A 21,105-nucleotide genomic window follows, 5' to 3' on the forward strand; every position below is an offset into this window, starting at 1 on the left:
TCCTTAAAAGGAGGCTTTTACGTCTTAGTTATTCGCGCCAGTGCCGTAGCGACTAGACATACAAACAAGAGAAGAACATTACTTTAGCGTCACTCGAGCGAACTTACGCTTACCCACTTGGTAAACCGCTTGCCCTGCAGCAGGGACTAATTTGGTATCTTCTACTTTTTCACCATCAATTTTCACTGCGCCTTGACGAATCATGCGCATCGCATCTGAGGTTGAACCGACTAAACCGGCTTCTTTTAGCAGGTTGTTGATCGCAATTCCCGCTTCCAGCTCTAGCTCTGGCATTTCGTCCGGCATTGCGCCTTTTTGGAAACGGTTAATGAACTCTTGCTCAGCCGCATCAGCATCCGCTTGTGAGTGGAAACGTGCAATAATTTCTTTTGCTAGCAGTATTTTAACATCACGTGGATTCTTGCCCGCTTCAACGTCAGCCTTAAATTGCGCAATCTCTTCTAGTGGACGGAAAGACAGCAGCTCGTAGTAGCTCCACATCAGTACATCTGAAATTGACATGATTTTGCCAAACATTTCAGTCGGGACTTCACTCACACCAATGTAGTTGTGAGCCGACTTAGACATTTTCTTCTCGCCATCCAAGCCTACCAGCAGTGGCATCGTCAAGATAACCTGTGGCTTTTGACCATGTGCTTTTTGCAGTTCACGACCCATAAGCAGGTTGAACTTTTGATCAGTACCGCCTAACTCTACGTCCGTTTCCATCGCTACTGAATCATAGCCTTGCAGCAACGGATACATAAATTCATGAATCGCGATTGGCTGTCCATTGCTGTAACGCTTTTTAAAGTCATCACGCTCAAGCATACGCGCAACCGTCTGGTTTGCCGCTAAACGAATCATGCCTTCTGCACCAAGCTCAGACAGCCATTCAGAGTTAAACTGAATTTTTGTTTTCGCTGGGTCCAAAATTTTGAATACTTGCTCTTTATAGGTCTCTGCGTTACGAAGCACATCTTCACGAGTCAGTGGTGGTCGAGTTGTGTTTTTACCCGTCGGATCACCGACCATGCCCGTAAAATCACCAATAAGGAACGTCACGTCATGACCTAAATCTTGGAACGTACGCAGCTTATTCAAAATAACGGTGTGTCCCAAGTGAATATCCGGTGCTGTAGGATCGGCACCTAGCTTAATACGTAGAGGACGGTTCTCTTTAAGCTTTGCAATGAGCTCTTCTTCTGGAATTAGCTCATCAACACCACGTTTAATTTCAGCCAATGCTGCTTCTAGGTTCGCCATTCTTGTTCACTCCCACAGATTTGGCAAAAATATAATAGTTGGACATCTTACTTGAATAGCGATGTTTTTTGAAACCAGTTAGACTAAATGGTTCAGGAAATTTAGAAAATAATGTTGAATTAATCACTCATGGTATCTGTTTTTAAGCGCCTCCCTTGGCTTCACCGAGCTCTTATCGCTTTTTTTACGGCGCTAATTGTTGTGGCACTCTTTCTGCCCGACGCCGCCGATCTTCACGACGACCCCAATAAACTGGAGGTAGGTAAGTACTACCCTCTGAAAATCAAAGCGTCGGCGTTAAGCATTGTTAACGAACAAGTCCCTACCGTTGTACTCAATTGGGAAGAGCATTCTGTTCGCTCAGGTGAAAGCGCAGCGATTCTTTTTCAACGGGTCGGTTTGTCCGCTCGACTGCTTTACGATCTCGTGAATACCAACAAAGACATTGAAAAACAGTTATCCAGGCTTCGACCAGGTGACAAGCTGATATTTGGCTTTGATGAAAATAATGAGTTACTGCAGCTAAAACGAAAGATCAGCGACTACGAAACGTTTGTTATCACTCGCACTGACAATGGTTTTCGCTCTGAGCTCAGCAAGAAAGAGATTGATTACCAATATAACTATGCTGAAGCGGATATCACCTCAAACTTCTGGAACGCGGGCATAGGGGCAGGACTAACCGCCAATCAAATCATGGAGCTTGCCGGTATATTTGGTTGGGACATCGACTTCGCTCTAGACATTCGCTCAGGTGACCATTTTGAGTTGCTGTATCAAGAGAAAGTGGTGGAAGGTGAAGTGATTGGGCGAGGTAAAATTATCGCGGCGGTATTTAAGAACCAAGGTGATACGTTTAAAGCTATCCTCGATGACAATACTGGCAGCTATTATGATGAAAATGGTCGCGCCATGAAGAAAGCCTTTTTGCGCTCTCCGCTTGATTTCCGTCGCGTTACGTCCAATTTTAACCCCACTCGTCGCCATCCGGTCACCGGAAAAGTAAGGGCGCACAGAGGAACGGATTACGCAGCACCAGTGGGAACGCCTATTTGGGCGGCCGGAGACGGGGTGGTACAAAAATCCAGTTACAACCAATTTAATGGTAATTACGTCTTCATTAAGCACAGTAATACCTATATCACTAAGTACCTGCATTTGACCAAACGTACAGTAAGAACAGGACAAAGGGTTAAGCAGGGGCAAACTATTGGTACATTGGGTGGCACAGGACGGGTTACCGGACCTCACTTGCATTACGAGTTCCTCGTCAACGGCGTGCACAAAAACGCAAGAACGGTCAAACTGCCGCAATCAAAATCGCTCGCAGGTAAAGCTAAGCAAACCTTCTTAGCCAATGCAGAAGTGCGCCTAAACAAAATGGAGCGTTACAGTGAGTTGCTGTTAGCTAAACCGTAATTGGGTTCTATGGTTCTATGGTTCTATGGTTCTATGGTTCTATGGTTCTATGGTTCTATGGTTCTATGGTTCTATGGTTCTATGGTTCTATGGTTCTATGGTTCTATTAGATATAGAACATGACTGAATCACTCCCTGTAAAGCACAGCGTGCGTATTTTTAGCACGCACTGACTCTGACGCCATAAAAGCAAAAAGCCCTCAGAACAGAGTTCTGAGGGCTTTTTTGTTATCGACCGATTACTTGTCTTTTTTATCGTGCTTATGAGGATGATCGTTGTACATCTCTTCAATTTCGTCTTGGTAGCGATCGTTAATCACTTTACGACGTAATTTTTGAGTTGGTGTCAATTCACCTTTATCCATCGAGAAGCCACGTGGCAACAATTTGAATTTCTTCACTTGTTCAAATTTAGCCAAACCCTTTTGCAGCTCAAATACACGCTTTTCGAACATCTCAACCACTTCATTGTGCTTAATCAACTCAATGCGATCGTGGTATTTGATGTTCAGTTCTTTGGCGTATTCTTCAAGCGTATCAAAACAAGGCACGATAAGCGCCGAAACAAACTTTCTGGTATCAGCAATCACGGCAATTTGTTCAATGTAATGATCTTTACCAATGGTGCCTTCAATCGCTTGAGGAGCAATATATTTACCATTAGAGGTTTTCATCAATTCTTTTATTCGGTCGGTAATAAACAGGTTACCATTAACGTCAAACTCACCAGCATCGCCAGTTTTTAAGAATCCATCGGCATCAAAGGTTTTCGCCGTTTCTTCTGGCATTTTGTAATAACCACGCATCACCATAGGACCACGAACTAAGATTTCGTTATTTTCGCCAATCTTAACTTCCGCTCCCGGCATCGGCATACCAATAGAGTCAGGGTTATAACAGGTATCATCCCAGCATGACACGGTTGCCGTGGTTTCAGTCATACCATAGCCAAGCTTAACGTTAATCCCAATCGCTTGGAAAAAACGTCCGATGGTTTCATCAAGCTTTGCACCACCGCATGGCATAAAGTTTATTTGACCACCAAGCAATTCACGTAGCTTATTTAGTACGATTTTATCCGCCAATGCATAGCTCTTTTTTAACATAAAAGAAGGCTGAACATTATCTTGGCGACATTGTGCCATTTTGGCCCCCATATTCACCGCCCAAGTAAACAATACCTTACGATGCACAGGGGCCTTAGAGACTCGCTCATGGATAGCTGAGAAAATCTTCTCATAAAAGCGTGGAACGGCGCTCATCACGGTTGGACGAATTTCACCTAACGCATCCCTGACTTGCATTGTGTCTTGCAGGTAACAGTTGGTTCCCCCTTTGTATAAAACATAGAAGGTCCAAGCGCGCTCAAATACATGAGATAACGGTAAAAAACACAGCGACACATCGTCTTCTGATAAGCTCAAACGTTCATCATGCCCTTTTAACTGAGCGCCAATGTTTTGGTAGTCCAACATGACGCCTTTTGGCTGTCCCGTTGTTCCTGATGTGTAGATAAGCGTCAAAAGATCATCAAAATTAGCCTGTTCAATTCGCTCTTGCAGCGTTTGTTCAAGGTGCTCTGGTTGAACACTTGGCGTGGCGATAAAGTCATCCCAACGTGTGACATAGGAGTCATCTGTGATCTCGATGTCGTCGCTCATCGCGACAATCCACTCTAATTGTGGACACTCTTCATAAATAGAAAGTGCAGCGTCAAACTGCTCTTGCTCGCCAACAAATAGAATGCGTACGTCAGCATTTTGAAGAATATAACTCGTTTGAGCTGGGGTATTTGTTGGGTAAATGGGTACCGTCACCGCCCGCAGTTGGAGCGAGGCGAAGTCAGCGATTGTCCATTTCGGCATATTATTGGCAATAATACCGATCTTATCTTGAGGTTGGATTCCTTTATTCAGCAAAGCGAGAGACAGCGCGTCAATACTAGCGCCAAACTCTTTCCAACTTATCCCTTGCCACACATTGTTAATCTTGTGTTTTAAGGCGATCTTGTCGCCACCTTGCGTGATCCTGTCGCGAATCTTTTTTACAATATGGAATTCTAAATTAGCCATGTTCTATCTTACCTTTAAGCGTACACATGTAAGCTTTTTCAGCGAACAAGTGTACCTATGATGGTAAAAAAGGCAACAGACTCAAATCAAAGTTATCAATAAATAATGTAACGAAAAAGCCCCTGATACTAGGCTTCAAAGCTAATATCAAGGGCTTATTCTCATTGGGTGTGAATTACGCTAGTGCGACAACTTCACCGCAAATCATCATCAGTTGATCACGCAACCAAATGTGACCTTTATCTTTTTCACTCGACTCATGCCAGCTTAGGTAGCCGCTAATCATCGCATTATCAAATGGCAAGGCAATGACTTGTAATTGATCTTTGTTGACCGCGTTTTCTACCATCCAGCGTGGTGCGATTGTCACAAGTTCAGATTGTCCAACCACGTATAGGACGTTGCTTAGGCTTGTGCCTTCATAAGATGCTTGGCACTCTAAATCTTTATAAGCATGCTCAGAGAAACTGCGAACACCGTGTACTTTTGACAGTTTCGCGTGCTTTTCATTACTTAGTTGAGCAACGCTCACCGCATTATGAATGCGTGGGTGGTTTTTCGACGCCACGACCACTAGCTCATCTTGGAAGATTTCTGTGCTCGAGAAACCTTGTGCATCGTAGCGTGCATAATCGATAACAAAGTCGATTTCTTGGTAGCGCATACGATCAGCCAGTTGGCGGTCCGCTTCAGCATCTAAATGCAACTGTACGTGAGGCGCCTGCTCACCAATGTTTTGCATGATTTTTGGCGCAAAGCGCATATCGCATGGAGAGCAAATCGCCATCTTAAACAGACGGGTTGATGTCTCTGGTGTAAAGATTGAGCTTGGTAGTTCATTGCGAATCAATTGTAATGCTTGACGAACAGGGCCAAACAACTGACGAGCGCGTTGAGTCGGCTGAATACCGCGACCTTGGCGCATAAACAACTCGTCATTGAACATCACTTTTAGACGCGCAACGGCGTTACTAACTGCTGGTTGTGACATTCCTAAGTTGTGCGCTGCACGAGTAATGTTTTGTTCCTGCATTACTGCGTCAAATACGGTTAATAGGTTTAGATCTACGCCACGTAATGTGCTTTCCATGCGGTAGCTAGCGATTGCGCTCATAGCATCTTTTTTGTCTAACATTTAGTAAGCCTCGTTAAATTTCAATCTCGAATATGTGGGTAAGGATTAAGCAGAAACGTATGTTGTCCATTTCTGTACCCTACAATGTTCTATTAATCCTCTGCATAGTTCGAGGACGAAGCAAACTATCCACTAATAATAACTTCAACACCAACTAGATTGATAAAGAATCATCATATTTTACCGACAACAATACAATAACCATAAACAACAATAGCTTACATGTATTATAAAAAAAGATAAATTATATTTTTGATAACTTTTGTTGCAAAGAACCTCTAAAATGATAAACGAACGCTATATGAGTGCAATTTAATGATAGAGCCTCTTCATCGCTATATCTTATAGGTCACCACCCGAACTACAATAAAAACACATAGGTCAGACAAATGATAGCGAGACCAATCATTCAAAATAAAGATAGCCCGCTATCCTCCCATACGAAAAAAAGCGACTTATCGTCGCTTTTTCCTGCCGTTTATGTCTTTATCCGGTAAGACGTATTTGAATTTCGGAATATCAAGTAAACGTATCCATAAGAATCGTACTCACATCGAAACATAACTTGGGAAATCCACTTTCTCCCATAGGCGTTGGCGCAAAGATTGGCTGCAATGCCACTCACCTGACATTAACCAATGAGCTATCTCGCTCGCCACATCAGGATAAACCACGCGCTCCGCTTGTTGCTCATCTAACCAATCCCTAACCATAGACGCGTTTAATGTATCCATACTATGAGCTAACCCAAGGCTTTCTAATGTTGCAGCATTACTTTGTTGTTCAAACTGCCCTTCTAAAGGCTTTACCAATAACTTCTTACCTAAGCTCAATGCTTCAGAAGGCAATTCAAAACCGCCATTTGCGATGACACCATTACATCGATGTAAGTCGACTTGAAAAGTCTGATGACTCAAGGGCTTCATCGTCAAATTCTCAATGGTTGCGATTTCAACGACATCAGGGTGATAACAAACAAATGGCTGATTAACAAAGCGAACCAAAAGATCAATGATGACATCGAGACTTTCAAACGGCAGATAAACCAGAACCATCTCTTCTGACGTCACCTCATGCGATTGAGTATGCACAATCGGTGGCAAAATAGGCTGATCAAAGTGATACCAATGCAATCCTAGTTGGTGATCCGAGGGTGCAAAATGTTGGATAATTTGGCTGTCCAACCAACTTGAGCCTTTTTGAGGTACGTCGAAGCGAAAAGCATTTTGATGACTGATACTCACCGTCGGCACTTTTTGGCGCTTCGCTGCCCAAGCCGAAATCGGCTCAAAATCGTTCACCACTAAATCATAATGGCTGACATCCAGTGATCGCGTTTCTTGCATGAAATGGAGTATGTTGTTATCCGTCGCCGTTTGAAGATAGTCAACTTTGCCATTTTTCGTTACGAAGCTAAATCCGCGCCGAGTTTGGTATTGCCCAAATTGCTCCATTGAAAAGTACTTATCTTTGTCACGACCAGAGAATAAAAAATCAACCTCGACATCATGAGTTCGTAGTGCTTCACTCATGGCTCTCGCTCTAGCGATATGACCATTCCCGGTTCCTTGAACTCCATATAGAATCTTCACGCACATCCCCTTAAGCCAGTAGTTCGACGTAATCCAATACGATCGATTTTGACGTTATATAGTTCGAAAACACCCAGTTCAGCGCCAACATGGCACACAACGCACCAAGCACCGCACCTATTACAACATCCGTTAAAAAATGCACCCCGAGCAGCACACGCGACACCCCAATCAAGGTGGCCCACACAAGGCACACAAAGAACCAGTCTGGATAGAAATGACCAATAACGGTTGCCATTAAAAACGCAGCCGCGGTATGCCCTGACGGCAAACTGTAACGGTCGGAGGGGGTAATGAAAGGCTGAACAAACTGACAGAGTTCTTGGGGACGGCGACGTTTAAAACTGTTTTTTGCCACCCAATAGATAGGGAGTTCAATAGCAAAAGCGAGTAAGGCCACCGCCAAAAATGCCTCGCCGACACGCTCATCAAAAAACCAAACGAAGGCAGCTAAACAAGCATACAGGGGACCATCACCACTTCTAGAAATTAACCGGCTCAGTCGCGCGACTTGAGCATTAAAACGGTGATCCAAACAAAACAATGAAAACGCTAAATCGAAACGAGCAATCGGTTCAATAGTACGCATGACCTACTCCTTGTCATAGATAATCTCGTATGATCAAAAAATAGTCAGGTTGCATGACAGTTAGGTGACGAATTGTTGGAGATATGATGAAGGTGAGTGAGGTAAGAGCTTACCTCACTCATTTTACTTAGCACGCTATCAAGGAAGTAGCGCGACTAACGGTTAAATGTCTTCGTGTTTATGCACCAATCCCCAGTCCGCTAATATGGCGTAAGCGGATGGAATCATGAACAACACCAGTAACGTGGAAGCGAAAATACCAAACACAATCGAGATCACTAACGGCTGGATAACCTGAGCCTGCAAACTGGTTTCCATCAGCAGTGGCAGTAACCCAGCAGCGGTTGTCATCGAGGTTAGGAACACCGCTCTAAACCGCTCCCGACTGGCTTTCACTACAGACTCGTGAACCGACTCCCCCTCATCGACATGATGACGAATGTATTGCACTAGCAAAATAGAATCATTCACCACAATCCCCGCTAATGACACAAAGCCCATGATGCTTGGCATGCTTAATGAGTGCCCAAGCAATAAGTGCCCCCACACCACGCCAATGAATGCGAGTGGAATGGCCAACATAACCACAAAGGGTTCTAAGTAACTGCGGAACTGGTAGCTTAAAATACAAAATACACCAAACAGTCCGAGCAAGAACCCTTTGCCCATCGAGGAGCCCGTTTTAGCGGTATCTTTTGCTGAACCCTCAAAATCAAAACGAAGTCCAGGGTAAGCTTGCTTAAGGATCGGGACCTCCTCATTCTGGAATTGACGGATAATGTCAGATGAGCTGACTTTACTGTTATCGGTGTCGCCAAATACGCTAATGGTTCGCAGCCCATCAATTCGCTGGATCCTGACATAATTACGCTGAAAATCCATGGTGGCGATGGCACCTAACGGCAATTGCGCGCCATCAGGGAGAATGATCGGGAAATTAGCCAATTGCTGAACATCGGCGATATCGTGCTTATTGAGTTTCACCTCGATTTTGATGTTCTCAACACCAAGCTGGATCTCATCGGCCGTTTGACCAAAGAAAGCCGCTCGTAATTGATTAGCAATGAGCTGACCATCTACCCCGTATGTCTCTGCTCCCGGACGTAACTTAACCAGAATTTCTTCTTTACCCAATCGCATGTCATCGAGAACACCATGCACACCATCGAATTCATTGAGATACTGCTGAATATCAATGGACGCCGCTTTAAGCTGCTCAAGGTTGTCATGCTTAATGCGAATTTCAATCGCTCGACCACCCGGTCCCATCGTAGGTTGTTTAAATACCAACGAGATAGGATCGGCCAGCTCGCCGACATCATCCCGCCACGCATCGACAAAATCGTCAATCAGCGTATTTCGTTCTTCCGCACCAAGAAGGTCAAGCCGAACCGTCGCAAGATGAGGCCCCGACTCGTTTGCATCTTGATTGGTGTTAAACTGGCTGGTGATCTGTTGAACTAACGTTCGCCCTCCTTCATTATTTTCACTCCATACCAGGTTGAGCTTTTTAGCGGAAGCAACCACGCGTTCAACCACTCGTTCCGTTTGCGCGAGCGACGCGCCAGGTGGCAAAATAATACGAACTTCCGCAGTATCGCCATCTAATTCAGGGAATGGGACAAACTTCACCGCACCACCAGCAATTAACGCAATAGAAACCAAGAGCAGTGACAGCACTCCCCCCATAAAGGCATACCGCTGCGATACGACCCGATCGACCGCATTAACTAGTGTCGTATTTCTAAAGTTCTCAAAGCGCTCGAGTAAAACACGCTTAAATTTAATCGGCGGTTTTTCTTTTTTCTGTTTATGTAACGAGTGAGATAGGTGGCTCGGCAAAATCAAAAATGCTTCGATGAGGCTCAACGACAACACCAAAATCAGTACCTGTGGCACCGCCTTCAATACCGCGCCCATTTCGCCATCAAGGAACAGTAAGCTGCCAAAAATACACACGGTGGTTAAAAATGAGGAGATCACACCTGGTAGCACTTTCTTAACGCCATTAATGACCGCGTCATCAATTTTTTGCCCTCGGTCAAGATGCGAGGCAATCGACTCTGCAATTACGATGGCGTCATCCATCATGATCCCTATCGCCATCAATAGCCCGACTAACGACATAATGTTAATGGATAATCCAAGGCTCGCCATTAAGAACAACCCACCTAAAAACGCAACGGGCAAACCTGCCGCCACCCAAAATGAGTAACGGAAACTAAAGAATAACCACATGGTGGCAAAGACTAAGACAATCCCTTGCCAGCCATTTTTCACCATCATGGTCAAACGATCCCACAACACAGATGAGAGATCGTTGGTCATTTCTAGCGTCACGCCTTCCGGTGCTATAGCGCGTTGGTCCTCAACAAATTGCACCACATTGTCTTTAATTCGCAGGGCATCGTCTTCCTTGTTTTTACTAATTTTAAGCACTGCCGAAGGCTTGTCATTGAACAACACTTTCTGCTCATCCAACTCAAACCTGTCGGTAATCGTGGCCACGTCGTTAAGACGAATTAACGCACCAGAAGAGCTGGAACCAATCACTAACGAGGCAAGCTCTTGCGGCGACACTCGACGTTCATCAAAACGAATAAGAAAATTTTTGTCGATGGTCTCTACATTACCACTGGGTAGCTTCACGTTCTGTTTGCCAATTTTAGCGGCAATATCGTTCACGCTCAGCCCTAGTTGTCGCATTACCTGGGTATTGAGTTCAACACGATATTGATGATCAGAAAAGCCACTGACCTCAACCAATGACACGCCGTAATCGAGTTTCAATGTTCTCTTGAGTTGCTCGGCGTAGGCTTTGAGTTGTGGCCATCCTATATCCGCGGTAATCGCAATATCGACCACGGGCTCATTCCAATCCAGTTCTTGGACAATTGGAGACTCGATCTCATCGGGAAAATCATTGATAGAATTAATCTGAGTCTGAACGTCCACCAGCATACGACCGATATCCGCTTTCTCAGATAGCTTTAACGTCAAGCGGGCGGAGCCTTCTATTGCTTCACATTTGGTCTCTTCAATGTTTGCTAAGCCATCAACGGCATCTTCCATACGAATGCATAGACTCTCTTCCACCTCTTGAGGTGACGCGCCGGGATAGGTGATCGCCGCCATGATGTAAGGAGGACTGAACTCGGGAAACGTCTCACGTTTAATCGTCGAGAGTGAAGATAGACCCAGTATTACCAGCGCCAACATCAACAAGTTGGCAGCGGTGGGATGTTTTGCGAAAAAACGAATCATGAGTCAGGTTCCCCCTGTTTCATGCTCGAATCTCTCAGCAACATGCCTTCAATCGCCGGCAATAAGTCATTCAGGATCAGTTTCTCTCCCCCTTGAAAAGCCCCTGCCACTGAAACTTGGTTGTCACGTCGATACACTACCGTAACTGGCATGATAGTAAGACGCTGTTCATCATCCATCAGGTACACTTTATCGCCGTGCAACGCACGCTCTGGGATCAGCCATGCTTGCTGCGGCTTACCTTCAATGATGGCTTTAACAAACATTCCATTGACCAACAGCGGAGTATCAGACAAACCATTTCCTGTAGTAGTTTGTGGGATCTCAAGGATCACCCCTGCCGTTGCTTGGTTAGGATCCACCGTTTCACTCACGCGCACGACTTTTGCAGGCCATGTGGATAACAGGTTGCCACTACTTAATTCAATGACCGCATTTAGGCTTTGTAACGGGTTTTGTTCATTGCCATTAAAGGTATTGGCGATCAATTGAAGATCGTGTATGGATAACTGAGCTTCCACTTCCATCATGTCAGTACCGTGTGCGGTGACCATGGCTTGCTGCTGATTCACCACTTGATTGACCTCGGCATCCACTTCCGAAATCCGCAATGTCTGGGGTAAATAGATACGCGTTTTGGCAAGCAGGCGCTGCGCTTCTTGCTCTTTTGCGTTATTCACATTGACCACCGCAAGCGCCACCTCTCTTTCATCCGGTAATAATGCCAATTGGTTTTGTAGCTCTTGCACCAATTTTTGCTGTGACAGCATGTTTTGCTTCTGGGTATCCACATCCGACTGCGAGCTTAGACCTCGCTTATTGAGGTCAACTCGTCGCTGATACTCGTTCTTTGTTAACGTCAGGCGATTAAGCTCAATGGTTAGCGTTTGCTTTAAGTTGATTTCTTCTTGATCAATACGCGCAAGTTGCGTCTGGCTGGATTTCACATCGGCAATAGCCTGCGATAATCTAAGTTGGTAATCGAGCGGGTCGATACGCAGTACTTCCGTTCCTGCTGCAACGATATTGCCCTTTTCTAACGCTGGGTGCTTGTACACCACTTCACCCGATACTTCTGATATGGCCTTCCATTCCAGTTTTGGCGTCACACGACCAAAACCCACAGCAAAAGGGGAAGAAAGTTGTGGCTGCATAGTAACAATATCCACCACTCTGGCACGATCACCGGCAGGTTTTGTTGGAATATCTGGTCTTAAATTAATCGCGGCAATCAACACCACCACTCCCACTGCAAACGCAGGAAAAAACAGTAATTTCTTATTCATAGGCTTCATCGTTAACATTCTGATTTTTAATAATTAGTACGCAGCAAGCCACGCGTAAGAAGTTGGATGTTGTGATCGAGTAACTCATCGAGGAACGTTTCCGTTAACTCAATACCATGCAGTTGCAACATCGCAGGAGGCGCAAGGAACGGGAAAACCATGAGGGCAATAAAGGAGACCTTACACAACTTAGGATCCACGCCATCTCGTAAGTAACCCGCCGCTTGTAATTTACCAAAGATTAAGTCGTGATCAGGTCGACCAATATCGCTAAAGACTTTTTCAAACAGGCGTCGCTGCGTGGCCGATGGCGGCATATGCATGACTTGAGAAATCAACCTTGGGAACTGCGGTACTTTATTCATTTCGTGATAGTAGATTCGCATAAACTCAAAGATATTTTTGTGATCATCTGAGGCAAAAGTGGCTTCCATTTGCTGCTTCATCGGCTGAATTGTTTCCCGAATCATCGACTCAAACAGCCCCTCTTTATTACCAAAGTAGTAACGAATCATCGCAATATTAACGCCAGCTCGTTGGGCGATTAAACGAGTGGACACTTTGTCATAAGGCATGACGACAAACAAATCTCGAGCATGACTTAACAGCTTTTCTCTGGTGTCGGTTTGCTTACTCGGTCGTCCAACCTTTCTTTTTATCGCCACATCGTTTTCTTGCATCTCTTATCTCTATAATTAATCAAGCGATTAATTATAGAACAATTGATTAACATATTGAGAGTATTTAAATTCATCACTATTTAATCAATTGATTAAATAGTGATGAATTTGCCTCATTTCAGTCTGACTCATCCGATAACCACAAAAAATAGCGGAAACACTTGACGCTGAAGTGTGAGTGCGGTACTAATTTGTTAACCAAATTTCGTGGAATGTATAACAATGACATTACGTTTTTCTCTCCTGCTGAGCCTCCTCCTTATCGTGACCAAAACGCGCGGGTAGCCAGTGTCTGAAAAACACCACTAAGAATTTTCTTAAAGCCCGCATCGAGATGCGGGCTTTTTTATATCAATCGAACAGGACGTAAACGATTAACCTGTACAAAGAGGAAGCAAATATGAATGACCAGGTAATTATCTTTGACACCACGTTGCGTGACGGCGAGCAAGCTCTTTCAGCCAGTTTGACAGTAAAAGAGAAACTGCAAATTGCTTTCGCTCTCGAACGCCTAGGTGTGGATGTTATCGAGGCTGGCTTCCCAATTTCATCGCCAGGTGATTTTGAGTCTGTACAGGCCATTGCGAAGAACATCAAAAACAGCCGTGTTTGTGCCTTGTCTCGCGCAGTCGCAAAAGACATTGATGCGGCAGCTGAAGCGCTAAAAGTTGCCGATGCATTCCGTATTCACACGTTTATTTCAACCTCGACAGTCCACGTACAAGACAAACTTCGCCGCAGTTACGATGATGTGGTCGAAATGGCAGTAAAAGCGGTAAAACATGCCCGTAACTATACTGACGATGTGGAATTTTCTTGTGAAGATGCTGGACGAACGCCTATTGACAACCTGTGTCGCATGGTTGAAGCGGCAATCAACGCTGGCGCAACAACCATCAACATTCCGGACACGGTCGGCTACACCGTGCCCAATGAATTTGGCGGCATTATCCAAACCTTGTTTAACCGAGTCCCTAACATCGACAAAGCCATCATTTCTGTGCATTGCCACGATGACTTAGGCATGTCGGTTGCTAACTCAATTGCAGCTGTCCAAGCGGGCGCACGTCAAATTGAAGGGACCATTAACGGCATTGGTGAGCGCGCTGGTAACTGTTCACTAGAAGAAATCGCCATGATCATCAAAACTCGCCAAGAGTTGTTGGGCGTGCAAACCGGTATCAATCATCAAGAGTTGCACCGCACAAGTAAATTGGTTAGCCAGCTTTGTAATATGCCGATTCAAGATAACAAAGCGATTGTTGGTGCCAATGCATTTAGCCACTCTTCCGGTATCCACCAAGATGGCATGATCAAAAATAAAAATACTTACGAAATCATGACGCCTGAGTCCATCGGTCTTAAAAACAAGGCCTTAAACCTAACCAGTCGTAGTGGTCGAGCAGCTGTGAAGAGCCACATGGATTCAATGGGTTACAACGAAGCTGAATATAACCTAGATGCATTGTATGAAGATTTTTTGAAACTGGCGGATCGCAAAGGGCAAGTCTTTGACTACGACCTAGAAGCCTTGATGCATTTCTCAAATCTTCGTGAAGAAGACGACTTCTATAAGCTTAACTACTTGAGTGTTCAGTCTGGTAGCATCATGGCGACCACCAGCATCAAAATTCAATGTGGCGATGAAGAGCGTTGCGAAGCGGCGGTAGGCAACGGTCCGGTTGACGCGCTTTACCAATGTATTTACCGTGTAACGGGTTACGACATTGTTCTAGATAAGTTTGATTTGACTGCAAAAGGTGAAGGCGAGGATGGTTTAGGGCAAGCCGATATTATTGCCAACTACAAAGGACGTAAATACCACGGAACCGGCGTTTCAACCGACATTGTCGAAGCCTCCGGTCAAGCACTACTGCACGTGATCAACAGCATTCACCGAGCCAATCAAGTAGAAGAAATAAAACAGAAGAAAGTAGAGACGGTTTAAGTTTTTATCAAAAACATTAAAAATTAACGCAAATACAACAAGTAAGGAACAGGACACCATGGCAGGCACATACAAAATTGCAGTATTACCAGGCGACGGCATTGGCCCAGAAGTAATGGCTCAAGCACACAAAGTATTGGATGCAATTGAAACTAAACATGGCATCACATTTGATTGCGAAGAATTTGATGTGGGCGGTATTGCCATTGATAACCATGGTTGTCCGCTTCCAGAAAGCACGGTCAAAGGTTGTGAGGACTCAAATGCGATTCTATTTGGTTCCGTCGGTGGCCCTAAATGGGAACACCTAGCACCGAATGATCAACCAGAGCGCGGTGCCCTGCTTCCTTTACGTAAGCACTTCCAATTATTTTGTAACTTGCGTCCAGCACAAATTCACAGTGGCTTAGAAGATTTCTCACCGCTGCGTGCTGACATCTCAGCCAAAGGCTTTGACATTGTTGTGGTACGCGAATTGACTGGCGGCATCTATTTTGGGCAACCAAAAGGCCGTGAAGGTGAAGGGCCAACAGAAAAAGCATTTGATACCGAAGTGTATCACCGCTACGAAATCGAACGCATTGCTAAAATTGCCTTTGAGTCGGCTCGCTTGCGCAATAAAAACGTGTATTCCATCGATAAAGCGAACGTATTACAAAGCTCTATCTTGTGGCGCGAAGTCGTTGAGGAAGTGGCAAAAGACTACCCAGACGTTACGCTTAACCATATGTACATCGATAACGCGACGATGCAGCTTATTAAAGACCCATCTCAGTTCGATATTATGCTGTGTTCAAACATCTTCGGCGACATCATCTCTGATGAATGCGCGATGATTACCGGTTCAATGGGCATGTTGCCATCAGCAAGTCTAAATGAAAGTCAGTTTGGCTTATATGAACCTGCAGGCGGCTCTGCGCCAGATATCGCGGGTAAGAACATTGCTAACCCAGTCGCACAAATCCTTTCGGCTGCACTGATGCTTCGCTACAGCTTAGGTGAAGAAGCCGCGGCTCAAGATATTGAATCTGCAGTCAGTAAGGCACTGTCTGCTGGCGAGCTTACTGCTGATCTATCTGGTGATAAGCCTGCACTGAGCACATCAGAGATGGGCGATAAAATTGCTAGCTATATCGCTAATAGCTAATAGCTAATAGCCAATTAGGTTGCCACCAATAATGGTTCGCAATTGCGCGATGGCAAATCATGTCATCGCGACATCATAATAAGAATATTCTGCTTGCGTGATGAAAGAGTTCGCGCAGACCCAACAGCAAGGAATTAGCAATGTCGAAAACACTGTATGAAAAAGTCTATGATGCGCACGTCGCCGTAGAAGCCGAAGGTGAAAACCCAATTCTTTATATTGATCGTCACCTAGTCCATGAAGTGACCTCTCCACAAGCTTTTGATGGCTTGCGCGAGAAAGGTCGCCCAGTTCGCCAAGTCAATAAAACCTTCGCCACCATGGATCATAACGTCTCCACTACGACGAAAGACATTAACGCATCAGGTGAGATGGCTCGTATCCAAATGGAAACACTATCAAAAAACTGTGAAGAGTTTGGTGTCACACTGTATGACCTTAATCATAAATACCAAGGTATTGTGCATGTAATGGGCCCTGAACTTGGCATCACTCTTCCGGCGATGACCATTGTTTGTGGTGATTCTCACACCGCAACACATGGCGCTTTTGGCTCATTAGCATTCGGTATTGGCACGTCTGAAGTTGAGCACGTATTAGCAACTCAAACTCTAAAACAGTCTCGTGCGAAAACCATGAAGATTGAAGTAAAAGGCAAAGTCGCGCCTGGCGTGACGGCCAAAGATATTGTGCTGGCTATTATCGGTAAAACCACCGCCGCCGGCGGCACTGGCTATGTGGTCGAATTTTGTGGTGAAGCCATCACCGACCTTTCTATGGAAGGTCGAATGACCGTGTGTAATATGGCCATTGAACTCGGTGCAAAAGCGGGTCTCATTGCCCCAGACGAAACGACATTTGAATACATCAAAGGTCGTAAGTTTGCCCCGCAAGGCAGCGACTGGGATGCAGCCGTTGAGTATTGGAACACATTTAAAACCGATGCTGATGCGACGTTTGATGCAGTTGTGACACTCAATGGTGCCGACATTAAGCCTCAAGTCACATGGGGTACCAATCCGGGTCAAGTGATCGCAGTAGATCAACCCATTCCAGCACCAGAAAGCTTTGCAGACCCAGTAGAGAAAATGTCTGCGGAAAAAGCATTAGCGTATATGGGACTTGAAGCGGGTAAATCCCTAACCGATTATAACGTCGATAAAGTCTTTGTCGGCTCTTGTACTAACTCTCGCATCGAAGACATGCGCGCCGCCGCCGCTGTTGCGAAAGGTCGCAGCGTTGCGTCCCACGTACAAGCATTAATTGTTCCAGGCTCTGAACAGGTGAAAGCACAAGCAGAAGCAGAAGGCTTAGATGTTATCTTTAAAGAAGCTGGATTTGAGTGGCGTCTACCTGGCTGCTCTATGTGTTTAGCGATGAACAATGACCGATTGGGTCCTCAAGAGCGCTGCGCGTCTACCAGTAACCGTAACTTCGAAGGTCGCCAAGGCCGTGATGGCCGTACTCACTTAGTCAGCCCTGCGATGGCTGCAGCCGCCGCTATTGCTGGCCATTTTGTTGATATCAGAGAATTGGACTCATAAGGAATAACACATGTCAGGATTTAAACAACACACAGGGTTAGTCGTCCCTTTAGATATCGCTAATATCGACACTGATGCGATTATTCCTAAGCAATTTTTGCAAAAAGTCACCCGTACTGGTTTTGGTCAGCACCTGTTCAATGACTGGCGCTTCCTGGATGACGCTGGTCAGCAACCTAACCCAGAATTCATCATGAATGCACCACGTTATCAAGGCGCTAGCATTTTGCTCGCGCGTGAAAATTTTGGCTGTGGCTCTTCACGAGAGCACGCTCCTTGGGCATTGGCAGACTATGGTATCCAAGTGATGATCGCCCCAAGCTTTGCCGATATTTTTTACGGTAACTCCATCAACAACCAAATGGTACCCGTTCGCCTAACTGAGCAAGAAGTCGATGAACTGTTTCACTTTGTTGCTGACAATGAAGGGGCGGACATTACCGTCGATTTAGAGTCAATGACGGTATCAGCAAATGGTAAAACATATTCATTTGAAATTGATGAATTCCGTCGCCACTGTTTGCTAAACGGTTTGGATAATATTGGTTTGACACTGCAACACGCCGATAAGATAGCCGCTTATGAAGCGCAAATTCCAAGCTTTTTAAAATAAGCTTTTCAATCAGCATTGATTTGGCATCAATCCCGGCTCGTTAGCCGGGATTTTTACATCTATCACCGACGCTTATTTCGCTTTTAAGTACACGAAGCCGTGGCTTGCTTTCCTGCCATCCATGACAATAATTATTTCAGGATGAAAGTTTATCACGCTGGCAAAGGTCTTTTAAACCAGCCACTATCAATACGGATGTTCATTATGTTTCGACTATTCTCATTTATTGCCCTTTTCCTGGCGACCAACGTGTTGGCCGCCCCAAAATCCGAACTTTGGGATTTCTGGAATATAAGTGACGAGTCCAATGCCCAGGTGATTTCTCATCAGCCTTGGCAACAGTTTCTTGACCGCTATCTTGTGACTGAGGGCGAGAATACTTTAGTTCGCTACGTACGCGTGTCTAGCGATGACAAGCAAAACTTAAAGCGTTATCTAGAACAACTTGCCAGTATCGATCCAAGAACACTGAATCAAGCAGAGCAGTATGCTTACTGGGTAAACCTTTATAACGCGATCACTGTAGACCTTATTCTTGACCGTTATCCAGTAAAATCCATCACCAAACTTGGTGGGCTATTTAGCTTTGGTCCTTGGGGAGATGATGTCATTACCATCGCAGGTCAAACACTGACACTGAATGATATTGAACACCGGATCTTGCGACCAATTTGGAACGACCCACGCACACACTACGCGGTAAATTGTGCCAGTCTAGGCTGCCCTAATTTGCAGACTCAAGCCTTTAACGCGCAAAACAGCAATGCGCTACTCGATCAAGCAGCGGCAACATACATAAATAGCAGCAAAGGCATTAACATACAGGGAGACAAAGCGACTCTGTCTTCCATCTACGAGTGGTTTGCCGAAGATTTTTCTGCGCAAGGTGGGGTGATGGCACATATCAGCCAATACCGTCCAGAAGTCGCTCAGTTCAAAGGGAAACTTGACTACGATTATGACTGGGCATTGAATTCAAAATAACGCAAACTAGCGTTATTTGCATAGGGAGAAACAACCGCCGAGCTAAAAGCTCGACCCAGGTTGCGTTAAAAACTCGATTTCTTCCTGTGTAGACAGGCGTCCTAAAATGTCATTTCGATGTGGGTAGCGCCCAAAACGCGCAATAATGGCTTGGTGGCGCTGTTCAAAATCAAGGGTAGATTCAACACCATTTTGGGTAAATAATTTAACTGCGCGCTCGTGAATCACTATTGATTCACTGTGCATGAATGGCATATATAAAAAGGTACGCTCTTGTGTACTGAGCGCGGCATCTAACTTAAGCGCAATACACTCTTGCGCTAAAACAAGAGCCATGGGATCGCAAGAAAACGCACCCACTTGATCGCGATACAGGTTTCGAGAAAACTGATCCAGCACGATCACTTCAGCCAAGCGCCCTTGCGCGCACTCTCTCCATGAAGACAATTCACCAGCAGCGGCAGCAGCATGTAATTGAGTAAATCGCTTAGCAATAACCGCATCAATCGACGCCCCGCCAGAAAACCAATCACTCGGCGTCAATTCATCGAACCAAAATGTTAATACATCCTTGTATTCCATCATTATTTAAATCCTTTTACCTTTTTGATTAAGTCATAGGCTTTTTGAATTTCCTGAGACTTTTCTTTTGCTACATTCATCATTTCTGGCGGTAAACCTTTCGCCATCAACTTGTCAGGATGGTGCTCGTTCATCAATTTACGATGCGCACGCTTAAGTGTTTTTGCATCCGCCGATTCATCAACCCCTAGAACATTATAGGCATCTGATAATTGAGACGCGCTGCTCGCCTGCTGCCAACTGCCACCTTGACCGCCTTGATATTGACCCCCTTCAAATCCACCATGTTGGAATCGAAATGCCGCTTCTTGCATACGCAGTCGTTGCTCTAACTGTTCCGCAGAAAAACCTAACCCCTGTGCGATACGATGCAACACATCACGCTCAGTTGGGTGGATGCTGCCATCCGCAAAGGCGGCGGAAATCTGCAGCTCCAAAAAAAACTGCAACAGATCATGACGGCCACCAGAAGAGATTCTCACCTTGTCAAGTGTGCGCTCTAAGGGGAAATCCGCCTCTTTTCCTAGTCTAAATGCATTCTGAGCCTGCTTTTTTTGCTCACTATTAAGGTTCATACGATCCATCATAATGGTTGCAAGCTGAATCTCTTCTTGAGTCACTTGGCCTTTTGCTTTGGCCACATGCCCCATGACTGCATAAGCAGAATTTAAAAATTCTTGCTGGCGCTCTTCCTGATTAACTCCACCAAACCCACTGCGATTGAACCCAGCACGGTTCAAGCGCCTTGCTTTATCAAACTGGTGCCCAAGGAACAATCCAAACAAGGCACCAAGAGGCCCGCCGAAGAGTATGCCAAAGAATACACCTAAAATTTTTCCTATCATTTGTATAATGTGCTCTCTATCTATGAATTTTTGCGTTGATTCGCAGTCTACTAGTGTCTGTAAGGTCAATTTCCTTTATGATAGGAACCGTCTTATATACGATTCAATATCAATCGTTTTCAATAGAATGAATCAAGTT

Annotated in this window: 16 protein-coding genes; 6 read left to right on the plus strand and 10 right to left on the minus strand. The window is 45.1% G+C overall.

Annotated features, from left to right (window positions below; genetic code table 11):
• Positions 1–78 precede the first annotated feature (78 nt).
• Positions 79–1,266, minus strand: a complete 1,188-nt coding sequence (gene tyrS, locus MD535_RS16950) for a tyrosine--tRNA ligase (RefSeq protein ID WP_265676219.1) — start codon at positions 1,264–1,266, stop codon at positions 79–81.
• A 129-nt stretch (positions 1,267–1,395) separates the two neighbouring features.
• Between tyrS and MD535_RS16955 the strand changes: the two genes are divergently transcribed.
• Positions 1,396–2,685, plus strand: a complete 1,290-nt coding sequence (locus tag MD535_RS16955; RefSeq protein ID WP_265676221.1) for a peptidoglycan DD-metalloendopeptidase family protein — start codon at positions 1,396–1,398, stop codon at positions 2,683–2,685.
• 239 nt (positions 2,686–2,924) lie between these two features.
• Here MD535_RS16955 and MD535_RS16960 read toward each other — a convergent pair whose 3' ends face one another.
• The 7 genes from MD535_RS16960 to MD535_RS16990 all read right to left on the minus strand — a co-directional run bounded on the left by MD535_RS16960 (position 2,925) and on the right by MD535_RS16990 (position 13,303).
• The gene (locus MD535_RS16960; protein ID WP_265676222.1) at positions 2,925–4,757 is read right to left on the minus strand and encodes an AMP-dependent synthetase/ligase; all 1,833 of its coding nucleotides are present in this window, start codon (positions 4,755–4,757) and stop codon (positions 2,925–2,927) included.
• Between the two features lie 175 nt (positions 4,758–4,932).
• Positions 4,933–5,892, minus strand: coding sequence for a transcriptional regulator LeuO (gene leuO / locus MD535_RS16965; RefSeq protein ID WP_265676223.1), 960 nt, complete (start codon positions 5,890–5,892; stop codon positions 4,933–4,935).
• 548 nt (positions 5,893–6,440) lie between these two features.
• Positions 6,441–7,484 carry an MJ1255/VC2487 family glycosyltransferase gene (locus tag MD535_RS16970; RefSeq protein WP_265676224.1) on the minus strand — a complete coding sequence of 348 codons (1,044 nt, stop codon included), beginning with the start codon at positions 7,482–7,484 and terminating at the stop codon, positions 6,441–6,443.
• 10 nt (positions 7,485–7,494) lie between these two features.
• On the minus strand, positions 7,495–8,073 hold the full coding sequence (locus MD535_RS16975) for a phosphatase PAP2 family protein (RefSeq protein WP_265676225.1): 579 nt from the start codon (positions 8,071–8,073) through the stop codon (positions 7,495–7,497).
• A gap of 162 nt (positions 8,074–8,235) precedes the next feature.
• Entirely contained in the window at positions 8,236–11,337 is a 3,102-nt protein-coding gene (locus tag MD535_RS16980; protein ID WP_265676227.1) for an efflux RND transporter permease subunit, read from the minus strand.
• A complete protein-coding gene (locus MD535_RS16985; RefSeq protein ID WP_265676228.1) occupies positions 11,334–12,632 on the minus strand; it encodes an efflux RND transporter periplasmic adaptor subunit in 1,299 nt (432 codons plus the stop codon). The genes MD535_RS16980 and MD535_RS16985 overlap by 4 nt, the downstream gene beginning before the upstream one ends.
• Positions 12,633–12,649: 17 nt before the next feature.
• Complete coding sequence (locus tag MD535_RS16990; protein ID WP_265676229.1) at positions 12,650–13,303, minus strand: TetR/AcrR family transcriptional regulator; 654 nt, start codon at positions 13,301–13,303, stop codon at positions 12,650–12,652.
• A 400-nt stretch (positions 13,304–13,703) separates the two neighbouring features.
• Here MD535_RS16990 and leuA point away from each other — a divergent pair, with 400 nt between their 5' ends.
• From leuA to MD535_RS17015, 5 genes are all read left to right on the plus strand, one after another.
• Complete coding sequence (gene leuA / locus MD535_RS16995; protein ID WP_265676230.1) at positions 13,704–15,251, plus strand: 2-isopropylmalate synthase; 1,548 nt, start codon at positions 13,704–13,706, stop codon at positions 15,249–15,251.
• Between the two features lie 58 nt (positions 15,252–15,309).
• Positions 15,310–16,398 (plus strand): 3-isopropylmalate dehydrogenase, encoded by a 1,089-nt coding sequence (gene leuB, locus MD535_RS17000; protein ID WP_265676231.1) that lies wholly within the window; start codon positions 15,310–15,312, stop codon positions 16,396–16,398.
• 140 nt (positions 16,399–16,538) lie between these two features.
• Positions 16,539–17,942, plus strand: coding sequence for a 3-isopropylmalate dehydratase large subunit (gene leuC / locus MD535_RS17005; RefSeq protein ID WP_265676232.1), 1,404 nt, complete (start codon positions 16,539–16,541; stop codon positions 17,940–17,942).
• 10 nt (positions 17,943–17,952) lie between these two features.
• Positions 17,953–18,555, plus strand: coding sequence for a 3-isopropylmalate dehydratase small subunit (leuD, locus tag MD535_RS17010; protein ID WP_265676233.1), 603 nt, complete (start codon positions 17,953–17,955; stop codon positions 18,553–18,555).
• Between the two features lie 204 nt (positions 18,556–18,759).
• Positions 18,760–19,539, plus strand: coding sequence for a DUF547 domain-containing protein (locus tag MD535_RS17015; protein WP_265676234.1), 780 nt, complete (start codon positions 18,760–18,762; stop codon positions 19,537–19,539).
• A gap of 42 nt (positions 19,540–19,581) precedes the next feature.
• Here the strand turns inward: MD535_RS17015 and MD535_RS17020 are convergent, their stop codons facing one another.
• On the minus strand, positions 19,582–20,124 hold the full coding sequence (locus MD535_RS17020) for a DUF924 family protein (RefSeq protein WP_279348314.1): 543 nt from the start codon (positions 20,122–20,124) through the stop codon (positions 19,582–19,584).
• Entirely contained in the window at positions 20,124–20,972 is an 849-nt protein-coding gene (gene djlA / locus MD535_RS17025; RefSeq protein ID WP_265676294.1) for a co-chaperone DjlA, read from the minus strand. Before djlA ends, MD535_RS17020 begins: the two co-directional genes overlap by 1 nt.
• Positions 20,973–21,105: the final 133 nt, after the last annotated feature.

It is taken from the genome of Vibrio qingdaonensis, assembly GCF_026191675.1.
Taxonomy (GTDB): domain Bacteria; phylum Pseudomonadota; class Gammaproteobacteria; order Enterobacterales; family Vibrionaceae; genus Vibrio; species Vibrio qingdaonensis.